The organism is Pseudomonas sp. Tn43, assembly GCF_014192635.1.
GTDB lineage: Bacteria > Pseudomonadota > Gammaproteobacteria > Pseudomonadales > Pseudomonadaceae > Aquipseudomonas.
In genome coordinates this window covers 397,244-412,905 of record NZ_JACHYG010000001.1, presented here as the reverse complement: position 1 = coordinate 412,905, position 15,662 = coordinate 397,244, and the positions used below count along the sequence as shown (strand labels likewise).

General features: G+C 61.2%; 16 protein-coding genes. 6 read left to right on the top strand and 10 right to left on the bottom strand.

Going from position 1 to position 15,662, the window contains the following annotated elements:
- Nucleotides 1-4: 4 nt before the first annotated feature.
- From FHW68_RS01815 to FHW68_RS01785, 7 genes are all read right to left on the bottom strand, one after another.
- The gene (locus FHW68_RS01815) at nt 5-286 is read right to left on the bottom strand and encodes a DUF3303 domain-containing protein (RefSeq protein ID WP_183678384.1); all 282 of its coding nucleotides are present in this window, start codon (nt 284-286) and stop codon (nt 5-7) included.
- A gap of 212 nt (nt 287-498) precedes the next feature.
- Nucleotides 499-900, bottom strand: a complete 402-nt coding sequence (locus FHW68_RS01810) for a hypothetical protein (protein WP_183678382.1) — start codon at nt 898-900, stop codon at nt 499-501.
- Between the two features lie 96 nt (nt 901-996).
- Nucleotides 997-1,764: a phosphonate ABC transporter, permease protein PhnE gene (phnE, locus tag FHW68_RS01805; protein WP_183678380.1), complete on the bottom strand. Its 768-nt coding sequence runs from the start codon at nt 1,762-1,764 to the stop codon at nt 997-999.
- Nucleotides 1,761-2,588: an ABC transporter permease gene (locus tag FHW68_RS01800; RefSeq protein ID WP_183678378.1), complete on the bottom strand. Its 828-nt coding sequence runs from the start codon at nt 2,586-2,588 to the stop codon at nt 1,761-1,763. Before FHW68_RS01800 ends, phnE begins: the two co-directional genes overlap by 4 nt.
- Nucleotides 2,582-3,379: a phosphonate ABC transporter ATP-binding protein gene (locus FHW68_RS01795; RefSeq protein ID WP_095635164.1), complete on the bottom strand. Its 798-nt coding sequence runs from the start codon at nt 3,377-3,379 to the stop codon at nt 2,582-2,584. The genes FHW68_RS01800 and FHW68_RS01795 overlap by 7 nt, the downstream gene beginning before the upstream one ends.
- A complete protein-coding gene (locus FHW68_RS01790) occupies nt 3,376-4,227 on the bottom strand; it encodes a putative selenate ABC transporter substrate-binding protein (protein WP_095635163.1) in 852 nt (283 codons plus the stop codon). Before FHW68_RS01790 ends, FHW68_RS01795 begins: the two co-directional genes overlap by 4 nt.
- A gap of 234 nt (nt 4,228-4,461) precedes the next feature.
- Entirely contained in the window at nt 4,462-4,677 is a 216-nt protein-coding gene (locus FHW68_RS01785; protein WP_095635162.1) for a hypothetical protein, read from the bottom strand.
- A gap of 245 nt (nt 4,678-4,922) precedes the next feature.
- Here FHW68_RS01785 and FHW68_RS01780 point away from each other — a divergent pair, with 245 nt between their 5' ends.
- Nucleotides 4,923-5,936 (top strand): GlxA family transcriptional regulator, encoded by a 1,014-nt coding sequence (locus FHW68_RS01780; protein ID WP_183678376.1) that lies wholly within the window; start codon nt 4,923-4,925, stop codon nt 5,934-5,936.
- 73 nt (nt 5,937-6,009) lie between these two features.
- Here the strand turns inward: FHW68_RS01780 and FHW68_RS01775 are convergent, their stop codons facing one another.
- The 3 genes from FHW68_RS01775 to FHW68_RS01765 form a co-directional block, all read right to left on the bottom strand.
- Entirely contained in the window at nt 6,010-6,390 is a 381-nt protein-coding gene (locus FHW68_RS01775) for a RidA family protein (RefSeq protein WP_095635160.1), read from the bottom strand.
- Nucleotides 6,391-6,734: 344 nt separating this feature from the next.
- Nucleotides 6,735-7,775, bottom strand: a complete 1,041-nt coding sequence (locus FHW68_RS01770; RefSeq protein WP_183678374.1) for an AraC family transcriptional regulator — start codon at nt 7,773-7,775, stop codon at nt 6,735-6,737.
- A 9-nt stretch (nt 7,776-7,784) separates the two neighbouring features.
- Nucleotides 7,785-8,699 carry a GGDEF domain-containing protein gene (locus FHW68_RS01765; RefSeq protein ID WP_183678372.1) on the bottom strand — a complete coding sequence of 305 codons (915 nt, stop codon included), beginning with the start codon at nt 8,697-8,699 and terminating at the stop codon, nt 7,785-7,787.
- Nucleotides 8,700-9,058: 359 nt separating this feature from the next.
- Here FHW68_RS01765 and FHW68_RS01760 point away from each other — a divergent pair, with 359 nt between their 5' ends.
- From FHW68_RS01760 to FHW68_RS01740, 5 genes are all read left to right on the top strand, one after another.
- Nucleotides 9,059-11,587, top strand: a complete 2,529-nt coding sequence (locus FHW68_RS01760; RefSeq protein WP_183678370.1) for a TonB-dependent receptor — start codon at nt 9,059-9,061, stop codon at nt 11,585-11,587.
- A gap of 63 nt (nt 11,588-11,650) precedes the next feature.
- On the top strand, nt 11,651-13,564 hold the full coding sequence (locus tag FHW68_RS01755) for a phytase (RefSeq protein ID WP_183678368.1): 1,914 nt from the start codon (nt 11,651-11,653) through the stop codon (nt 13,562-13,564).
- A 96-nt stretch (nt 13,565-13,660) separates the two neighbouring features.
- Nucleotides 13,661-14,371, top strand: a complete 711-nt coding sequence (tolQ, locus tag FHW68_RS01750) for a protein TolQ (RefSeq protein ID WP_183678366.1) — start codon at nt 13,661-13,663, stop codon at nt 14,369-14,371.
- Between the two features lie 13 nt (nt 14,372-14,384).
- Nucleotides 14,385-14,831, top strand: coding sequence for a protein TolR (gene tolR, locus FHW68_RS01745; protein WP_052963043.1), 447 nt, complete (start codon nt 14,385-14,387; stop codon nt 14,829-14,831).
- Nucleotides 14,828-15,631, top strand: coding sequence for an energy transducer TonB (locus tag FHW68_RS01740; protein ID WP_183678364.1), 804 nt, complete (start codon nt 14,828-14,830; stop codon nt 15,629-15,631). Before tolR ends, FHW68_RS01740 begins: the two co-directional genes overlap by 4 nt.
- Nucleotides 15,632-15,662 lie beyond the last annotated feature (31 nt).

The window sequence follows — 15,662 nt, the reverse complement described above, 5'->3', positions numbered from 1 at the left end:
ACGACTATTGCTTGCCGATAGCGGCAGCCAGCAGCGGCGCCACTTGTTCATCGGTCAATGCGGCGTGGACTTCCATGCTCATAAGGTCGCTCCATTCCAGCACCCACTTCTGAATCAACACCGGATCACTGGCCTCTGCAATGCCAAAACCACTCGAGCCACCGACGGCATGCCAGCGCCCCAGCATCTTGACGTCTGCGGGTGGCGCGCCACCGGTCTTGAGAAAACGTTCGATTGCGCTGTTACGATGTTGCTGACTGATGGACCAACGGACGATGAATAACATTTGCCACCTCCTGCTACGGATTGGCACCTTTTTTTTCGCGCACATGGCTGGCGCCGGGGCCACGGCCACGCTTGTGTTTCCAGCTCCATCCTGGCTGGCCTGATACCTTTGCTCCCATCAGAAGGCATAGCAGCGGCCCGCGTTTGGCGTACGACCGCTGATCCTCTTTCAGGGCATTTGAAACGAATATATCGAGATAACAGCGCAAACCATCAGGCATCACGCAGCAAGTCGTTGGCATTGAGTAGCTCATAGGCAATCTCCGGGCGCTTCTCCAGCCCTCGACGAATCGCCGCCGGAATCGACTGACGGGTTTTGCGGCACAGGCCCGGCAATTCACCGAGGGTGATGTTGATGCCGCGCATGGTGCGCACTTCGTTGAAGCCCGGGACGATCTCCACGCGCAGACCCAATTGCTCGTACATCCGGTGTTGCAGACGCTCCAGATCGCTGAGGCTCTGGAGATTTTCCAGGCGTTCGATCAGGCGCTTTTCTTCCGAGCGGGTCAGGCTCAGGATGCGCAGATCCGCGCCGGGGGTTTCCAGCAACGGCTCCCGCTCGCAGATGCAGGCTCCGGGCGGGCAGGGTTGGCGGATGGGTAGAGAGGTCGTCATGGGGTTCAATCATAGAGCGCTATGATCGGGTTTGCCCATGGGGTTGTCGTGCCGTTGAGCGCAACGCACTCTGTGCAACCCGCTATGCGAAAAAAGTCAGGCCTTGACCCAGCGTTGACGGCTCCAGCTGCTCAATGTATCGACGGCGAATACCAGCAACAGCATGGCCAGAATCACCGTGCTGGCTTGCGCCTCCTGGAACAGGCTGAGGCTGACATAGAGCATTTGCCCCAAACCACCGGCGCCGACGAAGCCGAGCACACTGGCCATGCGGATATTGTTTTCCCAGCGGTACAGGATGTAGGCCAGTAACTGTGGCAACAGGTTGGGCAGTGTGCCGTAACAGAAAGCCCATACGGTGTTGCCGCCCTGAAGGCGAATGGCTTCGGCCGGTTCTGGTGGGGTGTTTTCCAGCGCTTCGGCAAACAGCCGGCCTAGCACGCCAGTGGTGTGCAGGGCTAGCGCCAGGGTACCGGCATTGGGGCCGAGGCCGGCGGCAAGGACCATCAGCGCAGCCCACACCAGTTCCGGAACCGCACGCAAGGCGTTGAGCACCAGGCGCGACGCGCTCTGCAATGGCCAGCCGAAGCGCCCGGCCGCAGGCAAGGCCAACAGCAGACCGAATACCGCTGCGAGCAGGGTGCCCAGGGCAGACATGGCAATGGTTTCCAACGCACCGTGGGCGATGGCTTGCAGATGACCGGGGCTCAGGTCCGGGCTGAGAAAACGCTGCGCATAAGCGCCCATCTGCTTCAGGTTGCCCGTGCCGCCCAGCTCGCCCAGGTCGATGCCCAGGTAGATGAACGAGACGGTCACCGCTGCGCCGATGCAGAGCAGCAGGGCCAGATTGATCAGGCGACTCATGCCAGCCTCCAGCGCAGCAGACGGCTGAGTTGATCGGCGAGCAGTACCAGCACCAGGAAGGTCAGTAACAGACTGGCCACTTCACCGCCGGCAAACATGCGCAACGATAGATCTATTTGCTGGCCCAGACCGCCGGCACCCACGAAACCCATCACCACCGAGGCGCGGATGGCGCATTCCCAGCGGTACACCGTGTACGACAGCAGTTCCGCCGCCACATTGGGCAGGATCCCATAACAAAAGGCCGCGAGCCGGCTGGTGCCCGATTGCAATAGCGCGTGGGCTGGGCGCTGGTCGGCCGACTCGAAAATTTCCGCGTAAACCTTGCCCAACATGCCGCTGTAGGTAATGGCAATGGCCAGCACTCCCGCTGTCGGGCCGAGGCCGACAGCGCGTACGAACAGCAGGGCCCAGACGATTTCCGGCACGCTGCGCAGGAAGATCAGTAAACCGCGTACAGGCCAGCGCAGCAGTTGGCCCCAATAGCTCGGGAGGCCGGCTCGGGAGGCCGCAGACAGCGACAATGCGCGGCTGGCCAACAGGCTGGCCGGGATTGCCAACAGCAACGCCAGGGCCATGCCGGCCGTGGCGATGGCCAGGGTCTGCAGGGTGGCTTGCAACAACAGCTCAATGAACTCCTCGCCATGGGCCGGTGGCCAGAAGGCGGAGACAAACCGGCCCATCTCGCTCTGACTGTCGCTTGCCACCAGCACGCTGAGGTCCAACTCGCTGAAATGGATGCCAGGCCATAGCAGGGCAAGGGCCAGCAAGGTGAACAGCAGGCGGGGCCGGGTGGCCGGATCGCGGGTATCACGGGTCAGCATCGGGGAATCTGCACACTCAAGGGCGCTGGAGCAATCGGTGGGGATAGCAATTGTTCGTTGGCGTAGAGCTTGTCGAGCAACTCACGGTCGACTTCGCTGGCCTGAAGGTCGAACAGAATCTGTCCATCACGCAAGCCGATGATGCGCGAAAAGTGCGCCAGGGCCAGCTCCACCGCATGCAAGCTGGCGACCAGGGTAACGTTGTGCTGCCGGGCATGGCTGCAGAGCACCGAAAGCGTGTGCTGGGCCAACACCGGATCCATGGCCGAAACAGGCTCATCGGCCAGCAACACCTCGGGCGCCTGGTACAACACGCGGGCAATGCCCACGCGCTGCAGCTGTCCACCGGACAGTTGCTGGCATTGCGCAAATAATTTGTCACTCAGGTCCAGCCGGGCCAAGGCCGCGCGCGCGCCCGGAATATCCAGTGGGTGCAGCAGGTTCAACAGGCTCTTGCCCAGCCCCCACTGACCCAGCTTACCAGCCAGAACCGCGGTGACCACACGTTGGCGCGGTGGCAGGGGAGGCGACTGATGAATCAGCCCGATACGCGCGCGCAGGCGCTGACGCTGACGGGCAGAAAGCTGCCAGGCACGCTCACCGAGCACCTGCAGCTCACCGTGGCCTGGTCGCAGGGCGGTGGCCAGCAGGTTGAGCAGGCTCGACTTGCCCGCGCCAGACGGGCCGATGATGGCGACCTGTTCGCTGGCACCGATGTGCAGGTCCACGCCGCGCAGTGCCTGGACACCATTGGCGTGGGTAAGGCTTACCTGGGTCAGACGTAATGTCATTTGAGCAGTTCGGCAGCGCGGGCGGCTTCCTCGATGCCCTTGTAGTTCTCGGGTTTGGTTTCGATGAAACGGCTGGCGGCCTGCAGATCCAGAATTTCCTTGTCCGCAGGCTTCGCCGGATCGAGGGCCAGGAAGGCTGTTTTTATCTTGGCCGCCAGCGCCGGGTCGAGGGTCCCGCGCACCGTCCAGTTGTAATCGAAGTAAGCCGGTGTGGTGGCAAACACTTTGACCTTGGTGGTGTCGACCTTGCCGGCGGCGACCAGTTTTTCCCACACGCTGGCGTTCAGTACGCCGGCGTCGACCTTGCCGGCCTGAACCCAGGCAACAGTGGCGTCATGGGCGCCGGAGTAGCCGACTCGGCTGAAATAAGTTTCAGGCTTGATGCTGTCCTTCAGCATGAAATAACGTGGCATGAGACTGCCGGACGTGGAGGACACCGAGCCGAAGGCAAACGTCTTGCCCTTGAGATCGGCGAGGGACTTGACGGCAGGGTCGGCGGTGATGAATTTGCTGGTGAATTGGGCGTCCTGTTCACGCTGTACCAGCGGAATGGCATTGCCGGTTTTCAAGCGTGCCTGCACGAACGTGAAACCGCCCAGCCAGGCCAGGTCGATGCGGTCGGTGGCCAGCGCCTCGACCACGGCCGGGTAGTCACTCACCGGAACGAACTCGACCTTCATGCCCAACTGTTGTTCCAGATAGGCGCCAAGCGGCTTGAACTTGCGCAGCAGTTCGGTAGGGGCTTCATCGGGAATCGCGCTGACTTTCAGCGTATCGGCCGCCTGCGCCAACAGGGTGCAAAAAGGCAGGATCAAGCTGACGGCCAACGCCAGGGTACGCTTGAGCATGAAAATCTCCGGTGTATGAACAAAAGAATGTCGAGGCGCCAAGCAGGCCTGGCGCTTTGTGAGGGTAGACGAAAGGGAGCGATATTGACCGGTTTTGGCCCAATTGCAATCTGTTGCATCGACGGATTGAATCCAAAACGCAAAGCGGTCAATTTTCGGAGTGCATAACACCGTCTGTCAAATCACCCCGGTCAACATCTGCACCATGACTTCTCGCGTTCCAGCGGCACTCTGTTAGTTGCCATCGGCCACTTTGCGTTCTATCTCCGCTATTTTTCGACGGAGCTCTTCAGCCTCCAGCTCCTGGGCATGGGTTTTATTTATACCTTCGGCGTCACTGTCCTCAAGCTCTGTTTCAATCACATCCTCGGGTTTGCCAGAGGTATCGGCAGGCGGGACGTTCGGGGTCGTTTCTGCTTCGTCGTCATTAACACGGTCATCATTGTTCATTTCGCTCACCTCCATTGGCTAATAAATTGGATTCAGCGGTATGGAGGGAGTTCGGGTTTTTAAGTGCTCATGACGCAGTTCAATGCGTGCCGTTCTCAGCCATTGCCATCTATCATTTTATTTATCCGCTTTTGCGCATTAATTGAGAACGACCCCTAGGGCTTTTTGAGCTTGTGCAGGTAGCATGGACGCTCTATAAGCGCACCAAATGACAGATTGGCTAACGTAACCGAGTGGGTCGAACATTGATCGAACGACGTCAATTCAGCGGGGGCATGAAAGGGAAAAACCTCCGCTATCTGAATGAAAACCCTGGCGAGCCTGCTCGAATGACTCGGGCAGGCTTTTTGCTGCTCGAGCATTTCTCGCTGCCTGCGTTCACGCAAGCGCTGGACACGATTGTCACTGCGAATCTTCTGCGCCCCGGGTTGTTCTCTTCCCGAACGTTCGGCTTGAATGAGGGGGAGGTCATCAGCGACCTGGGCCTGGTCATCCGGCCGGACGCACGCATCGACTCTTCAGCCATCCACAACTTGGACCTGCTGGTCATTTGCGGCGGCTACAGGACAGAACTGAAGGCGACTGATGAGTTCATCAGCCTGTTGCGAGCGGCGGCAGACCAAGGTGTCAGTCTGGCCGGGTTGTGGAACGGTGCATGGTTCTTGGGCAGCGCAGGCTTGCTCGATGGATACCGTTGCGCCATTCATCCCGAACATCGTCCCGCACTGGCGGAAATCTCCAAGGCGACGCACGTCACCAGTGAGCCCTATGTCATCGATCGAGACCGGCTCACCGCGTCCAGTCCCTCTGGGGCATTTCATATGGCGTTGGACTGGATCAAGGAACTGCACGATAAAGCCCTGGTCGAGGGGATCGAGGACATTCTTGCTTTCGAGGAGTCTCGCTACCGGCGCATCAAGCCGGCTGAAAATATCTGTGTGAGCGCGCCATTGCGCGAGGTGGTCAAGCTGATGGATGCCAACCTCGAAGAGCCTCTGGAGCTGGAGCAACTGGCGGTCTACGCGGGCCGTTCCCGGCGACAACTCGAACGCTTGTTCAAAGGGCAGCTCGGAACCACGCCGCAGCGGTATTACATGGAGCTGCGCATCACCGAAGCGCGTCGGCTGCTTCAGCACACAGAACTGTCCCAGGTAGACGTGCTGGTTGCCTGTGGCTTTGTGTCGCCCAGTCATTTCAGCAAGTGCTATAGCTCGTATTTCGGCTACCGACCTTCCAAGGAGAAACGGCTGGTCAAGTAGCCGTTTTTTGAGTCCCGGTGAAGATCGCCCGACGACGCAGAATCCGCCGTCGGGACCGGACAAGTCCGCGGACTCAGCGCTTGGCCGCCATCGCAGTGACTTCCACGCGCATGCCTTCGACGGCCAGGGATGCCACGCCAACGGCGGCGCGAACCGGCCAGGGCTTGGCAAAAAAGCGCTTGTAGACTTCGTTGAAAGCGGCGCGGTCGGCCATGTCAGTGAGGTAGATGGTCAGATGCAGCACCCGGTCCATGGAACTGCCGGCTAGCTCCAACGCTACCTTGAGCGCTTGCAGCGTGCATTCGCTCTGCTCGGTGATGCCACCCAGCTCCAGGCTGCCATCGATGCGGGTAGGGATTTGAGTGGAGACCAACAGGCCGCCGAAACCGGCGACATCGGAGGAGATGGATTCCGGGTCTGGATCAGGGAGAAAGGTGATGTCGCGATTTGCCATGAGGGTTCTCGTGCTTGAGGGGCGTTTGTATAGGGGCAGTTGTAGCAGCTGTCGAGCCCCGGCGAGGCTGCGTTCGGCTGGCCGTAAAACCAGAGATTACGATACGTCAGACGTCAGGCAAACCGCCTTAGCCGGATTCACGACGGCTACGCAGCCGAACGCAGCCTCGCCGGGGCTCGACAGCTGCTACGGGTTAACCGCGGTCAGTTTACAGCACGAGACTATCTGCCAACCTCATGGCCTGCTGAGTCGCGGCCTTGCGCGCATTCAGGTCAACATCTTAGCTCCTACAATCGATCATAGCCTCGCCGGAGCTCGACGGCGCCTACAATCGATCGCAGCGCCTACAGGCCGGCATTGAATAATTGGCGGATCAGATTGGGCGTACTGCCGGTCCAGCGTTTGAACGAGCGACGGAAGTTTGCCGCATCGTTGAAGCTCAGGTACTCGGCCACGGCTTCGTTGCTGAACCCTTTGATCTGGTACAGGTACAAGGCCATGTGCATGCGCACCAGATCCACCTGCTGCTGGAAACCGGTGTCGTGTTTTTGCAGTTTGCGCTTGAGGGTGGCGGGGCTCATGGCGAAGGCCTGGGCGGCTTGTTCCAGGCTTGGGGTGTGGCGCACGTGGCGTTGTAAATAGCGGTGCAGGCAGTCGAGAAAACTCGACGTGCAGCCCAACTGTTGCAGTTGCCCCTGAGCTTCCTGACGGGCGACCTGCCCGGCAATGGCCGACGCATCGGGCCATTGCCGGGCGAGAAATTCCCGGGGGATGCGCATCAGATCCAGTGGTCGATTGAACTGAGTGTGCTCGCCCAAATGCACCCAATATTGCTCGACATAACGGGGCTCGGCATGGCTGAAACTGCACTCCCACGGCAGACGCTGGCCGCTCAGCGCGCGACTCATGGCCACCAGCGAGGTCATGCTCGCTTCCAGCAGAAAACGCCATTGCTCGCCGGCCCCGCAACTGTCCAGCCAATAGAGATAGGCGTGTTTTTCATCCAGCACCAACCGCGGCGTCATTAACGGGCTGAGCAGCGCCTGTTGCTGCACCAGGGTGTCGAGTGCCTGGTGCAGGTTTTGGGCATGGCGCAGGGCGTGGCTGGCGGCGCCGTAGTGGCCGGGCAGCAGGCGCTGACCGAACAGAAAACTGCTGTCGTCGGCATCCAGCAGACGTCTGCTGTTACCGATCAGCGCGAAAAACTGCTGGGGGCTGAGGCGGGTCTGGCCCGCCAGAATGTCTTCATGAAACAGCCCGGTGCCGCGCAGCAGACGATGGCTGTCGATGTCCCGGGACAGCGCCAGGTCGATCAGGGTTGCCGGCTGATAATGCCCGGGAATGAAGCGGCTGTCGGTTTCGTACCAGGTGGTTTTCAGGGTCATGGCCGGGCCTCAAGCGGTTCTGGCCAGAGGCTGTTTGGCCCGGGCCAGCGCCAGGTTAAGGCGTTTGAGCAGGGCCTCCGGCGACTCGTTCAGCGCCATCACCACCGCCGTGCTCGCCGACAGTTGCAAGCGTTCGCCATGCTGCCGGGTTTTGTGTGCCAGGCCCTGAACCGCCTGTTGCAGCTCCAGCGCCAGCAACCGTGCCTGACTCTCGCCAGTGTTGGGCAGCAGCACCACGAAACGGTCGCCGGCCAGTCGACAGAGCAAGTCCTGGCGCCGCAGGTTGAGCAGCAGCAAATGACTGAGCGCTTGCAACACGGCGTCGCCTTCGGCATGCCCGAAGGCCTGGTTGATGGCCGAGAAGTTGTCCAGGTCCAGGGCCAACAACGACAGCGGCTGTTGGTGGCTATGACTTTCCTCAAGGCTGCCGGTCAGTTGCCGCTTGAGGTAATCGGCGCCGCCCAATGGCGTGAGTTTGTCGAACAACCGATGCTCGCGGAACAGCCGCTCGCGTTTCTCCATCTGCGCGCTGATCGCCAGTTGTTCGCGGTGCCAGTGATAGATGCCGATGGTCAGCAGGATCATGCCGACCGGCATCGGCCCGGACTCGAGCCAGTGATCCCAGGTGATGCTGTCGGGCAGGCGGATAAACTCGTCGAGGCTGTCGATCCACCAGGAAAAGAAGATACCGCTCAAGCCCAGCACCAGGTAATTGGTGACGCGCCCGGCCGGCCGACTCTTGAGTACCAACCCCAACCAGACCAACGCCAGCAGCGCCGAACCGCCTTCACCGACGACGTCCAGCCAGACCCATTCGCTGACCGGTTTCAGCTCGCCGCAGGCCAGATGCAGGAGCAACCCCAGATGGGCGGCCAACAGCAGCAGGGCGAGTTTCCAACGGTGAGGTTTGAGCACAGAGAACATGGCCGCGATCCTTTGGCGAAGAAGCAATGCGCGCCAGCACAGCAGATGTTTGTGACAGTCGGGTGACGGGGTGGGAATGGAGCAGGGAGGTCGAATCAGCTCATGGTCCTATGGGATTTTCTGGCGAGTGTGGACCACAGGTAAGCCCCACACCACAGGAAAACTCACTCACCACAGAATTGTTGTCTGCGGGAGCAAGTCATTTCAGCTCACTTCCTTCACCGAAACCCGGCAAAACCCCGGTTTACCGCACCTCCCGCCAATCCCTGTCACAGAAGCGTCATCCACCATCCCTAGCGTGCCCTCCCAGTTGCCGGGCCTCTTGCCTGGCGTTAACGGACTCTTGGGGGAGGACATTCATGTACAAGCGCAGCAACACCGCCGGAGTCGTCGGCTTCACGCTCACTGCCCTGGCCATGGCGATCGCCAGTGAACGCCTGAGCGCCGCCGAAGCCGTGGCGAACACCGAACACGTCGAAGTGGTGGGCCAGGCGGCGAGCATCGATCAGGCGCTCAAGGAGCAGCGCAGTTCCGACAGCATCAAGAGCGTGGTGCATGCCGATGGCGTGGCGCAGTTGCCGGACGAAAACGTTGCCGAAGCGGTGCAGCGTCTGCCAGGCATCAGCGTCGAGCGCGACCAGGGCGAAGGGCGGTTTGTCAGCGTGCGTGGCCTCGGTCCGGACCTGAACAGCGTGACCATCAACGGCACGCTGGTGCCCTCACCGGAAAGCGAACGCCGGGCCGTGGCCCTCGATGTGTTGCCCTCGGAATTGGTGCAGTCCTTGTCGGTAATCAAAACCCTGACTCCGGACATGGACGCCAACTCCCTGGGCGGCACCGTGGAGGTGAAAAGCCTCTCGGCCTTCGATCACAAAGGACTGTTCTACACCGGCAGCAGCGAAGCCAGTTACGACAAGAATACCCAACAGACCAGCCCGAAATTTTCCGGCGCCATCAGTGATCGCTTCAGCCTTGGCGACGGCATCGACAACTTCGGCGTCGCTGCGGCGCTGAGCTGGCAGAAGCGCGACTTCGGCTCCGATAACGTCGAAACCGGCGGCGCCTGGGACTTTGAGCAAGGCGCCAGGTTGCAGGAATTCGAGCAACGCGATTACGACATCCGCCGTGAACGCGCCGGTGGCGGCCTGAACTTCGATTACAAGCCTGACGACCTCAGCAGCTATTACCTGCGCACCCTGTACAGCCGCTACAAGGACAGCGAGACGCGCAATTCCACCAGCCTCGAATTCGCCGACCCGCTGGCAGCGAGGGAGTTGGGTGACGCCGAAGGCTCCCGCAAACTGAAGCAGCGGGAGGAGACCCAGGAAATCCAGTCCTACGTATTGGGTGGCGAGCGTATGTTCGGCCTCTGGACCCTCAGCGGTCAGGCCGGCTACAGCCGCTCCAGCGAAGACAGCCCGGGCCACATCGCCAACGCCGCGTTCAACGGCACCGACGATTTCACCGACAGCGGTTTCCACGACAACGACAAGCCGCGGCCCATCATCGGTCAGGGCTTCTACAACCCGGACAACTTCAGTCTCGATAAGGTCGACTGGGAAAAACAGAAAACCACCGACACCGAGAAAAACCTGCGCCTGGACCTGGCCCGCGACTACGACTTCAGCGGCTATGCGTCCCAGGTCAAATTCGGTGGCAAGGTCAGCCGCCGCAACAAAGACAACAACCTCGACGCTTGGGTCTATGAAGATTTCGACGACCTGGGGTTGAGCGATGAACAGCTCAACCTCAGCCAATTCAAGAAAGGCTCCGTGGACTACCGCCTCGGCCAATTCGGCCCAGGCATCAGCGGCAGCGCCATCAAGCAGTTGATCGGTGGCCTGAATCGGGCGGACTTCTACGACGAGACCGAATCGCGGGTCAACGATTTCAAGATCAGCGAAGACATCAACGCCGGCTACCTGATGAACACCATCGATATCGACGACTGGCGTTTCATTGCCGGCCTGCGCTACGAAAGCACCGAGTTCGAAGCCAAGGGCACGGGCGCCACCGACGGCGAGTTCCAGTCCACCGAAACCAAACGCCGTTATCACCACTGGTTGCCCGGCCTGCATGCGCGCTATCAACTGGACAAGAACACTCAGGTGCGCGCGGCCTGGACCAAGACCGTGGTGCGCCCGACTTTCGGCCAACTGGCGCCGGGTTTTGTCATCGATGATGACGAGGCGACGTTCGGCAACCCGGACCTCAAGCCGCTGGAGTCCAGCAACCTCGACCTGGGCATCGAGCACCACATGGGCCATGCCGGCACGGTCTCGGCATTCGTGTTCTACAAAGACATCAAGAACTTCGTCTACAACACCGACCTGGCCGGCACCGGCGCCTGGGCCGATTTCTCCGAGGCTCACACGTTCGCCAACGGCGACAGCGCCAAACTCTATGGCCTGGAACTGGCCTACTCGCAGAAATTCGACTGGCTGCCCGCACCCTGGAACGGCCTGCTGCTCGGTGCCAACACCACCTTCAGCCGCTCCGATGCCGAGATCGAAGGCTTCGACGCCGCCAATGGGGTCAACCGCAAGCGCAGCATCGATTTGCCCAACCAATCGGACACCGTCGGCAACCTGATGCTCGGTTGGGAAGACGACAAGTTGAGCCTGCGCCTGTCGGCCAACTACAAGTCCGATTACCTCTTTGAGCTGGCCTCGATCAACGACAAGGCCCACGACCTGCACGTCGATGCCCAGACCTTCGTCGATTTCAGCGCACGGTATTCGCTGACCAAAAACCTGCAAGTCAGCTTCGAGGCGCAGAACCTCACCGACGAGCCGTACTTCGTCTACACCGGCAACCGCTCCTACAACGGCCAATACGAAGAATACGGCCCGACCTACAAGCTCGGCCTGACCTTCACCCACTTCTAAGCCCCGGGGCGGCAGCCCGGTGCTGCCGCCGTGATGGATGCACGACAAGGACTTTGCCTGTTCATGAGTATCTCGTGGTTACCCAAACACGGTCTGCTGACCACCCTGATCAGTTTGACCATCGGCCAGGCCATGGCGGCCGCGCCGAACCTGAACCTCACACCCTGGGCGCCGAACCTGAACGTCGACGCAGTGGCGTTTTTGCCCGCCGACCTCGGCCCCGAACGCCTGGCCGCCAGCGAGCGAGACGGCTTGCTACTGCTCGACGCGCAAGGCAAAGAGCTGGCGCGTTTGAAGGGTTCGTTCAATAGCCTGGACAGCCGCGCCGCCGGCCAACACGTTTTGGTGGCCAGCCTCGACAACGCCCGTCAACAAGCCTTGCTGGTCAGTCTCGATCCGGCCAGGCGCAGTTGGGGGCAACCGGTGTATCTGCCAACACGGGATTACCCGGTGAACGGCTTGTGCCTGTACCGCGACGAAGCCAGCAACCTGTTCCTGTTTCTGGTGGGCGAGGAGGGCAAGGGTGAGCAATGGCTGGTGGGCAACGGCGTCACTTTGAACCCGCAACCGCAACGGGTGCGCGGTCTGCCACTGCCGCCGTCGGCACAGTTTTGCCAGGTCGACGATGCGGCCAATCAATTGATGGTCAATGAGGAAAATGTCGGTTGGTGGGCTTATCCGGCGCATGCCGAAGCCGATGTGACGCGCTCACCGGTGGCCATGCGCGAACCGTTCGGCGAAATCAAACAGGCCGCGGGTGCAATGGCCCTGGTGCCGGGTGGCATCGTCGCACTCGACCCGCAAGCCGCGCAGCTGCATCTCTATCAGCAGCAGGGCGAACGCTGGACGGCTCAGGCCACACTGACGCTGCCAGGTCTGAAAGAACCGGAAAACCTCGCCCTGCGCCCGACGGCCAATGGTTTGCACGTACTGCTGCGCGACGATGATGACGGCCGTCTGTATCAGGGCGAACTCGACTGGCAAGCCACGCCGGTGCCCTTGGCGCCGGTGCTGGCGAACGTACAAGCAATCAGCCAAAGCGAACCGGTAGGGCGCCAGGGCGATGCCGCGGATGATCCGGCGATCTGGATTCACCCACAGCAACCCACCCTGAGTCGGGTGCTGGGCACTAATAAAAAGCAGGGGCTGCTGGCGTACGACCTGCAAGGCAAATTGCTGCAGGAATTGCCGGTGGGGCGGCTGAACAACGTCGATATACGACCGAATTTCAAGCTCGGTCAACAGACCGTCGATCTTGCGGTGGCGAGCAATCGCGATCACAACAGCCTCAGCTTGTTCAGCATCGACCGCACCAGCGGTGAGTTGCGCGAAGCCGGCGAGATTCCCACGCCGCTCGACGACATCTACGGCATCTGTCTGTTTCAACCGGCCAGCGGCGAACTCTACGCGATCGCCAACGGCAAGGACGGCACCTTCCTGCAATACCGCCTGAGCGCGCCGAACGGCAGCGTACAGGGTAAGTTGGTGCGCCAGTTCAAGGTCGATAGCCAGCCCGAAGGCTGTGTGGCCGACGACCAGCGCCAGCGCCTGTTTCTCGGCGAAGAGGATGTCGGCGTCTGGGCGGTGGACGCCCGCGCCGATCAGCCGGCGACGCTCAGCAGCGTGATCAAGGTCGGTGCGCAGTTGCAGGCGGATGTGGAAGGGCTGGCGCTCTATCAAAGCGCGACGCAGGACTATCTGGTGATCTCCAGCCAGGGCAACGACAGCTATGTGGTGCTCGATGCCGAACCGCCGTTCGCCTCTCGCGGCGCATTTCGCGTCGGGCTGAACGCGGCGGCAGGCATTGACGGCGCTTCGGAAACCGATGGCCTGGAAGTCACTTCGGCCAATCTCGGCGGCCCCTGGAGCCACGGCATGCTGGTGGTGCAGGACGGGCGCAAACGCATGCCCGAGCAAACCCAGAACTTCAAATTCGTGCCCTGGGCCGAGGTCACCAAGGCGTTGCAATTGCCCTGACCCGGCCAGTCATCAACCTGTCATCACTATTTCATCGAATAGCTCAACGGCCGTCGCGCATCGCCGGCCCGAGAGCGTCAGACAAGGAGTTTTACCATGCAAGCGACACTGGAACACATGACCATCTGGGGCCTGATCAGTGACGCCAGCCTGCTGGTCAAAGCCGTCATGCTCATTCTGTTGCTGGCGTCGGTGCTCAGCTGGTACCTGATCATCCAGCGCAGCGGCGTGCTGCAACGTCGCGAGCGGCAGCTGAACAACTTCATGCAGCGCTTTCGCAGCACTGCGGACCTGTTGCCGCTGTACCGCGAGACAGCACAGAGCACTGACAGCGAAGCCGGTGTCGAGCCGATTTTTCACGCCGGGTTTCAGGAGTTCAGCCACCTCAAGCAGCACGCGGGCAACGCGGCCGATGTGGTGCTCGTAGGCGTTGAACGGGCGTTGTACGTGGCCATCAGCGAGCAAGAGGTCCGCCTGGAGAAGGGTTTGCAGTTCCTCGCCACGGTCGGTTCCGTCAGCCCTTATATCGGCCTGTTCGGCACGGTGTGGGGGATCATGAATTCCTTCCTCGGCCTGTCCCAGGTGCAGCAGGCGACGCTGTCCACCGTGGCCCCGGGCATCGCCGAAGCGCTGATCGCCACGGCCATCGGCCTGTTCGCCGCCATCCCGGCAGTGATTGCCTACAACCGTTTTTCGGCGCGCAGCCAAACCCTGCTGACCCGCTACTACGCCTTCGGCAATGAATTGCAGGTGCGCTTGCATCGCACCTTGCATGGCACGCCGATGAACCTGGCCGTCGCAGCCTGAGAGGAGAATGCAGATGCTCGTCAGACCGCAACGCAAGCACGGGCCCAAGGCCGAAATGAACGTGGTGCCGTACATCGATGTGATGCTGGTGCTGCTGGTGATTTTCATGGTCACCGCACCGATGCTGACCCAAGGCGTAAAGATCGAACTGCCCAAGGTCGCCAGCGAAGCGTTGGCCACCGATACCCGCCAGCAAATCCTTACCCTGTCGGTGAAGGCCGAGGGCGGCTATTACTGGAACCTGGGCGGTGAACTGGATACGCAGCACCAGACCGACAGTGCGGTGGCGCTCGACGAGATGCGCGCCAAGGTCGCGCAGATTGTTGCCGAACGCCGTGACACTCAAGTTTACATTCGCGCCGACAAGGACGCCGGTTACGGCAGCGTGGTCGCAGCCATGGCGGCACTGCAGCAGGGCGGTGTGAGCAACCTCGGGCTGGTGACCGAGGCCCCGCAATGACGGCGATGATCATGCACAGTCCATCCATGACGCTGCGGGACGCCGCTCGCAACGGGTTCTGGAAAAACAGTCTGGCGGCGAGCCTGGCGGTAGGGCTGCATGCCATCGTGCTGGCGTTGCTGGTGCATGGCGGGTCGCTGGAGAAACCCGCGCTCGATCAGCCCGCGGTGTTGCGAACGCAACTGGTGATGCTGCCACCGGCACCGCAGCCACAGGCGCCTGAACCGGTAGCGGTGTCGACGCCGGAGCCGGTTGCCGAGGCGCCTACTCAACCCGTCAAACCGACTGTTGATCCGCAGATCCAGGCGCAGAAACTTGAACAGGCCGCTGTTGCGCGCAAACGCGTCGAAGACAAAAAACGCGAACACCAGGCCGAGCAACAACGCCAGCGTCAGGAAACAGAAAAACGCACCCATGACCTCGAACAGCAACGCCAGGCCCAAGAGCAGGCGCAACAGGCACATCGCGCCGAACAAACGCGCCTGGCCGCCGAACGCGCGCGTCAGCAGGCCGCCCAGGCAGCTGCCGACAGCCGCCAATACCTGCCCCTGAGCAAGGACGCCCCGGACTATCCCCAACGGGCGCTGGATAAGAACATCGAAGGCGATTGCACCGTGGAATACACCGTCAATCCCCAAGGCCACATCGAGAACCCCAAGGTGCTGGACGGTTGCCACCCGTTGTTCATGCGTCCGTCGCTGGCCGCCGCCAACACCTTCCGTTACCAGCCGAAAATCGTCGACGGTCACGCGGTTGCGGTGCCGGCCGTGCGCAATACCTTTCACTACCGGATCAAGTGAGCGGCATCCCTGGCGGATCGGCGTGCGGCCG

What these genes read in the sequence shown, in the direction of transcription:
- FHW68_RS01790 (WP_095635163.1), bottom strand. Translation starts at nt 4,227, where the DNA reads ATGCTCAAGCGTACCCTGGCGTTGGCCGTCAGCTTGATCCTGCCTTTT.
- phnE (WP_183678380.1), bottom strand. Translation starts at nt 1,764, where the DNA reads ATGAGTCGCCTGATCAATCTGGCCCTGCTGCTCTGCATCGGCGCAGCG.
- FHW68_RS01770 (WP_183678374.1), bottom strand. Translation starts at nt 7,775, where the DNA reads ATGACCCTGAAAACCACCTGGTACGAAACCGACAGCCGCTTCATTCCC.
- tolQ (WP_183678366.1), top strand. Translation starts at nt 13,661, where the DNA reads ATGCAAGCGACACTGGAACACATGACCATCTGGGGCCTGATCAGTGAC.
- FHW68_RS01785 (WP_095635162.1), bottom strand. Translation starts at nt 4,677, where the DNA reads ATGAACAATGATGACCGTGTTAATGACGACGAAGCAGAAACGACCCCG.
- FHW68_RS01815 (WP_183678384.1), bottom strand. Translation starts at nt 286, where the DNA reads ATGTTATTCATCGTCCGTTGGTCCATCAGTCAGCAACATCGTAACAGC.
- FHW68_RS01760 (WP_183678370.1), top strand. Translation starts at nt 9,059, where the DNA reads ATGTACAAGCGCAGCAACACCGCCGGAGTCGTCGGCTTCACGCTCACT.
- FHW68_RS01740 (WP_183678364.1), top strand. Translation starts at nt 14,828, where the DNA reads ATGACGGCGATGATCATGCACAGTCCATCCATGACGCTGCGGGACGCC.
- tolR (WP_052963043.1), top strand. Translation starts at nt 14,385, where the DNA reads ATGCTCGTCAGACCGCAACGCAAGCACGGGCCCAAGGCCGAAATGAAC.
- FHW68_RS01765 (WP_183678372.1), bottom strand. Translation starts at nt 8,699, where the DNA reads ATGTTCTCTGTGCTCAAACCTCACCGTTGGAAACTCGCCCTGCTGCTG.
- FHW68_RS01795 (WP_095635164.1), bottom strand. Translation starts at nt 3,379, where the DNA reads ATGACATTACGTCTGACCCAGGTAAGCCTTACCCACGCCAATGGTGTC.
- FHW68_RS01800 (WP_183678378.1), bottom strand. Translation starts at nt 2,588, where the DNA reads ATGCTGACCCGTGATACCCGCGATCCGGCCACCCGGCCCCGCCTGCTG.
- FHW68_RS01755 (WP_183678368.1), top strand. Translation starts at nt 11,651, where the DNA reads ATGAGTATCTCGTGGTTACCCAAACACGGTCTGCTGACCACCCTGATC.
- FHW68_RS01810 (WP_183678382.1), bottom strand. Translation starts at nt 900, where the DNA reads ATGACGACCTCTCTACCCATCCGCCAACCCTGCCCGCCCGGAGCCTGC.
- FHW68_RS01775 (WP_095635160.1), bottom strand. Translation starts at nt 6,390, where the DNA reads ATGGCAAATCGCGACATCACCTTTCTCCCTGATCCAGACCCGGAATCC.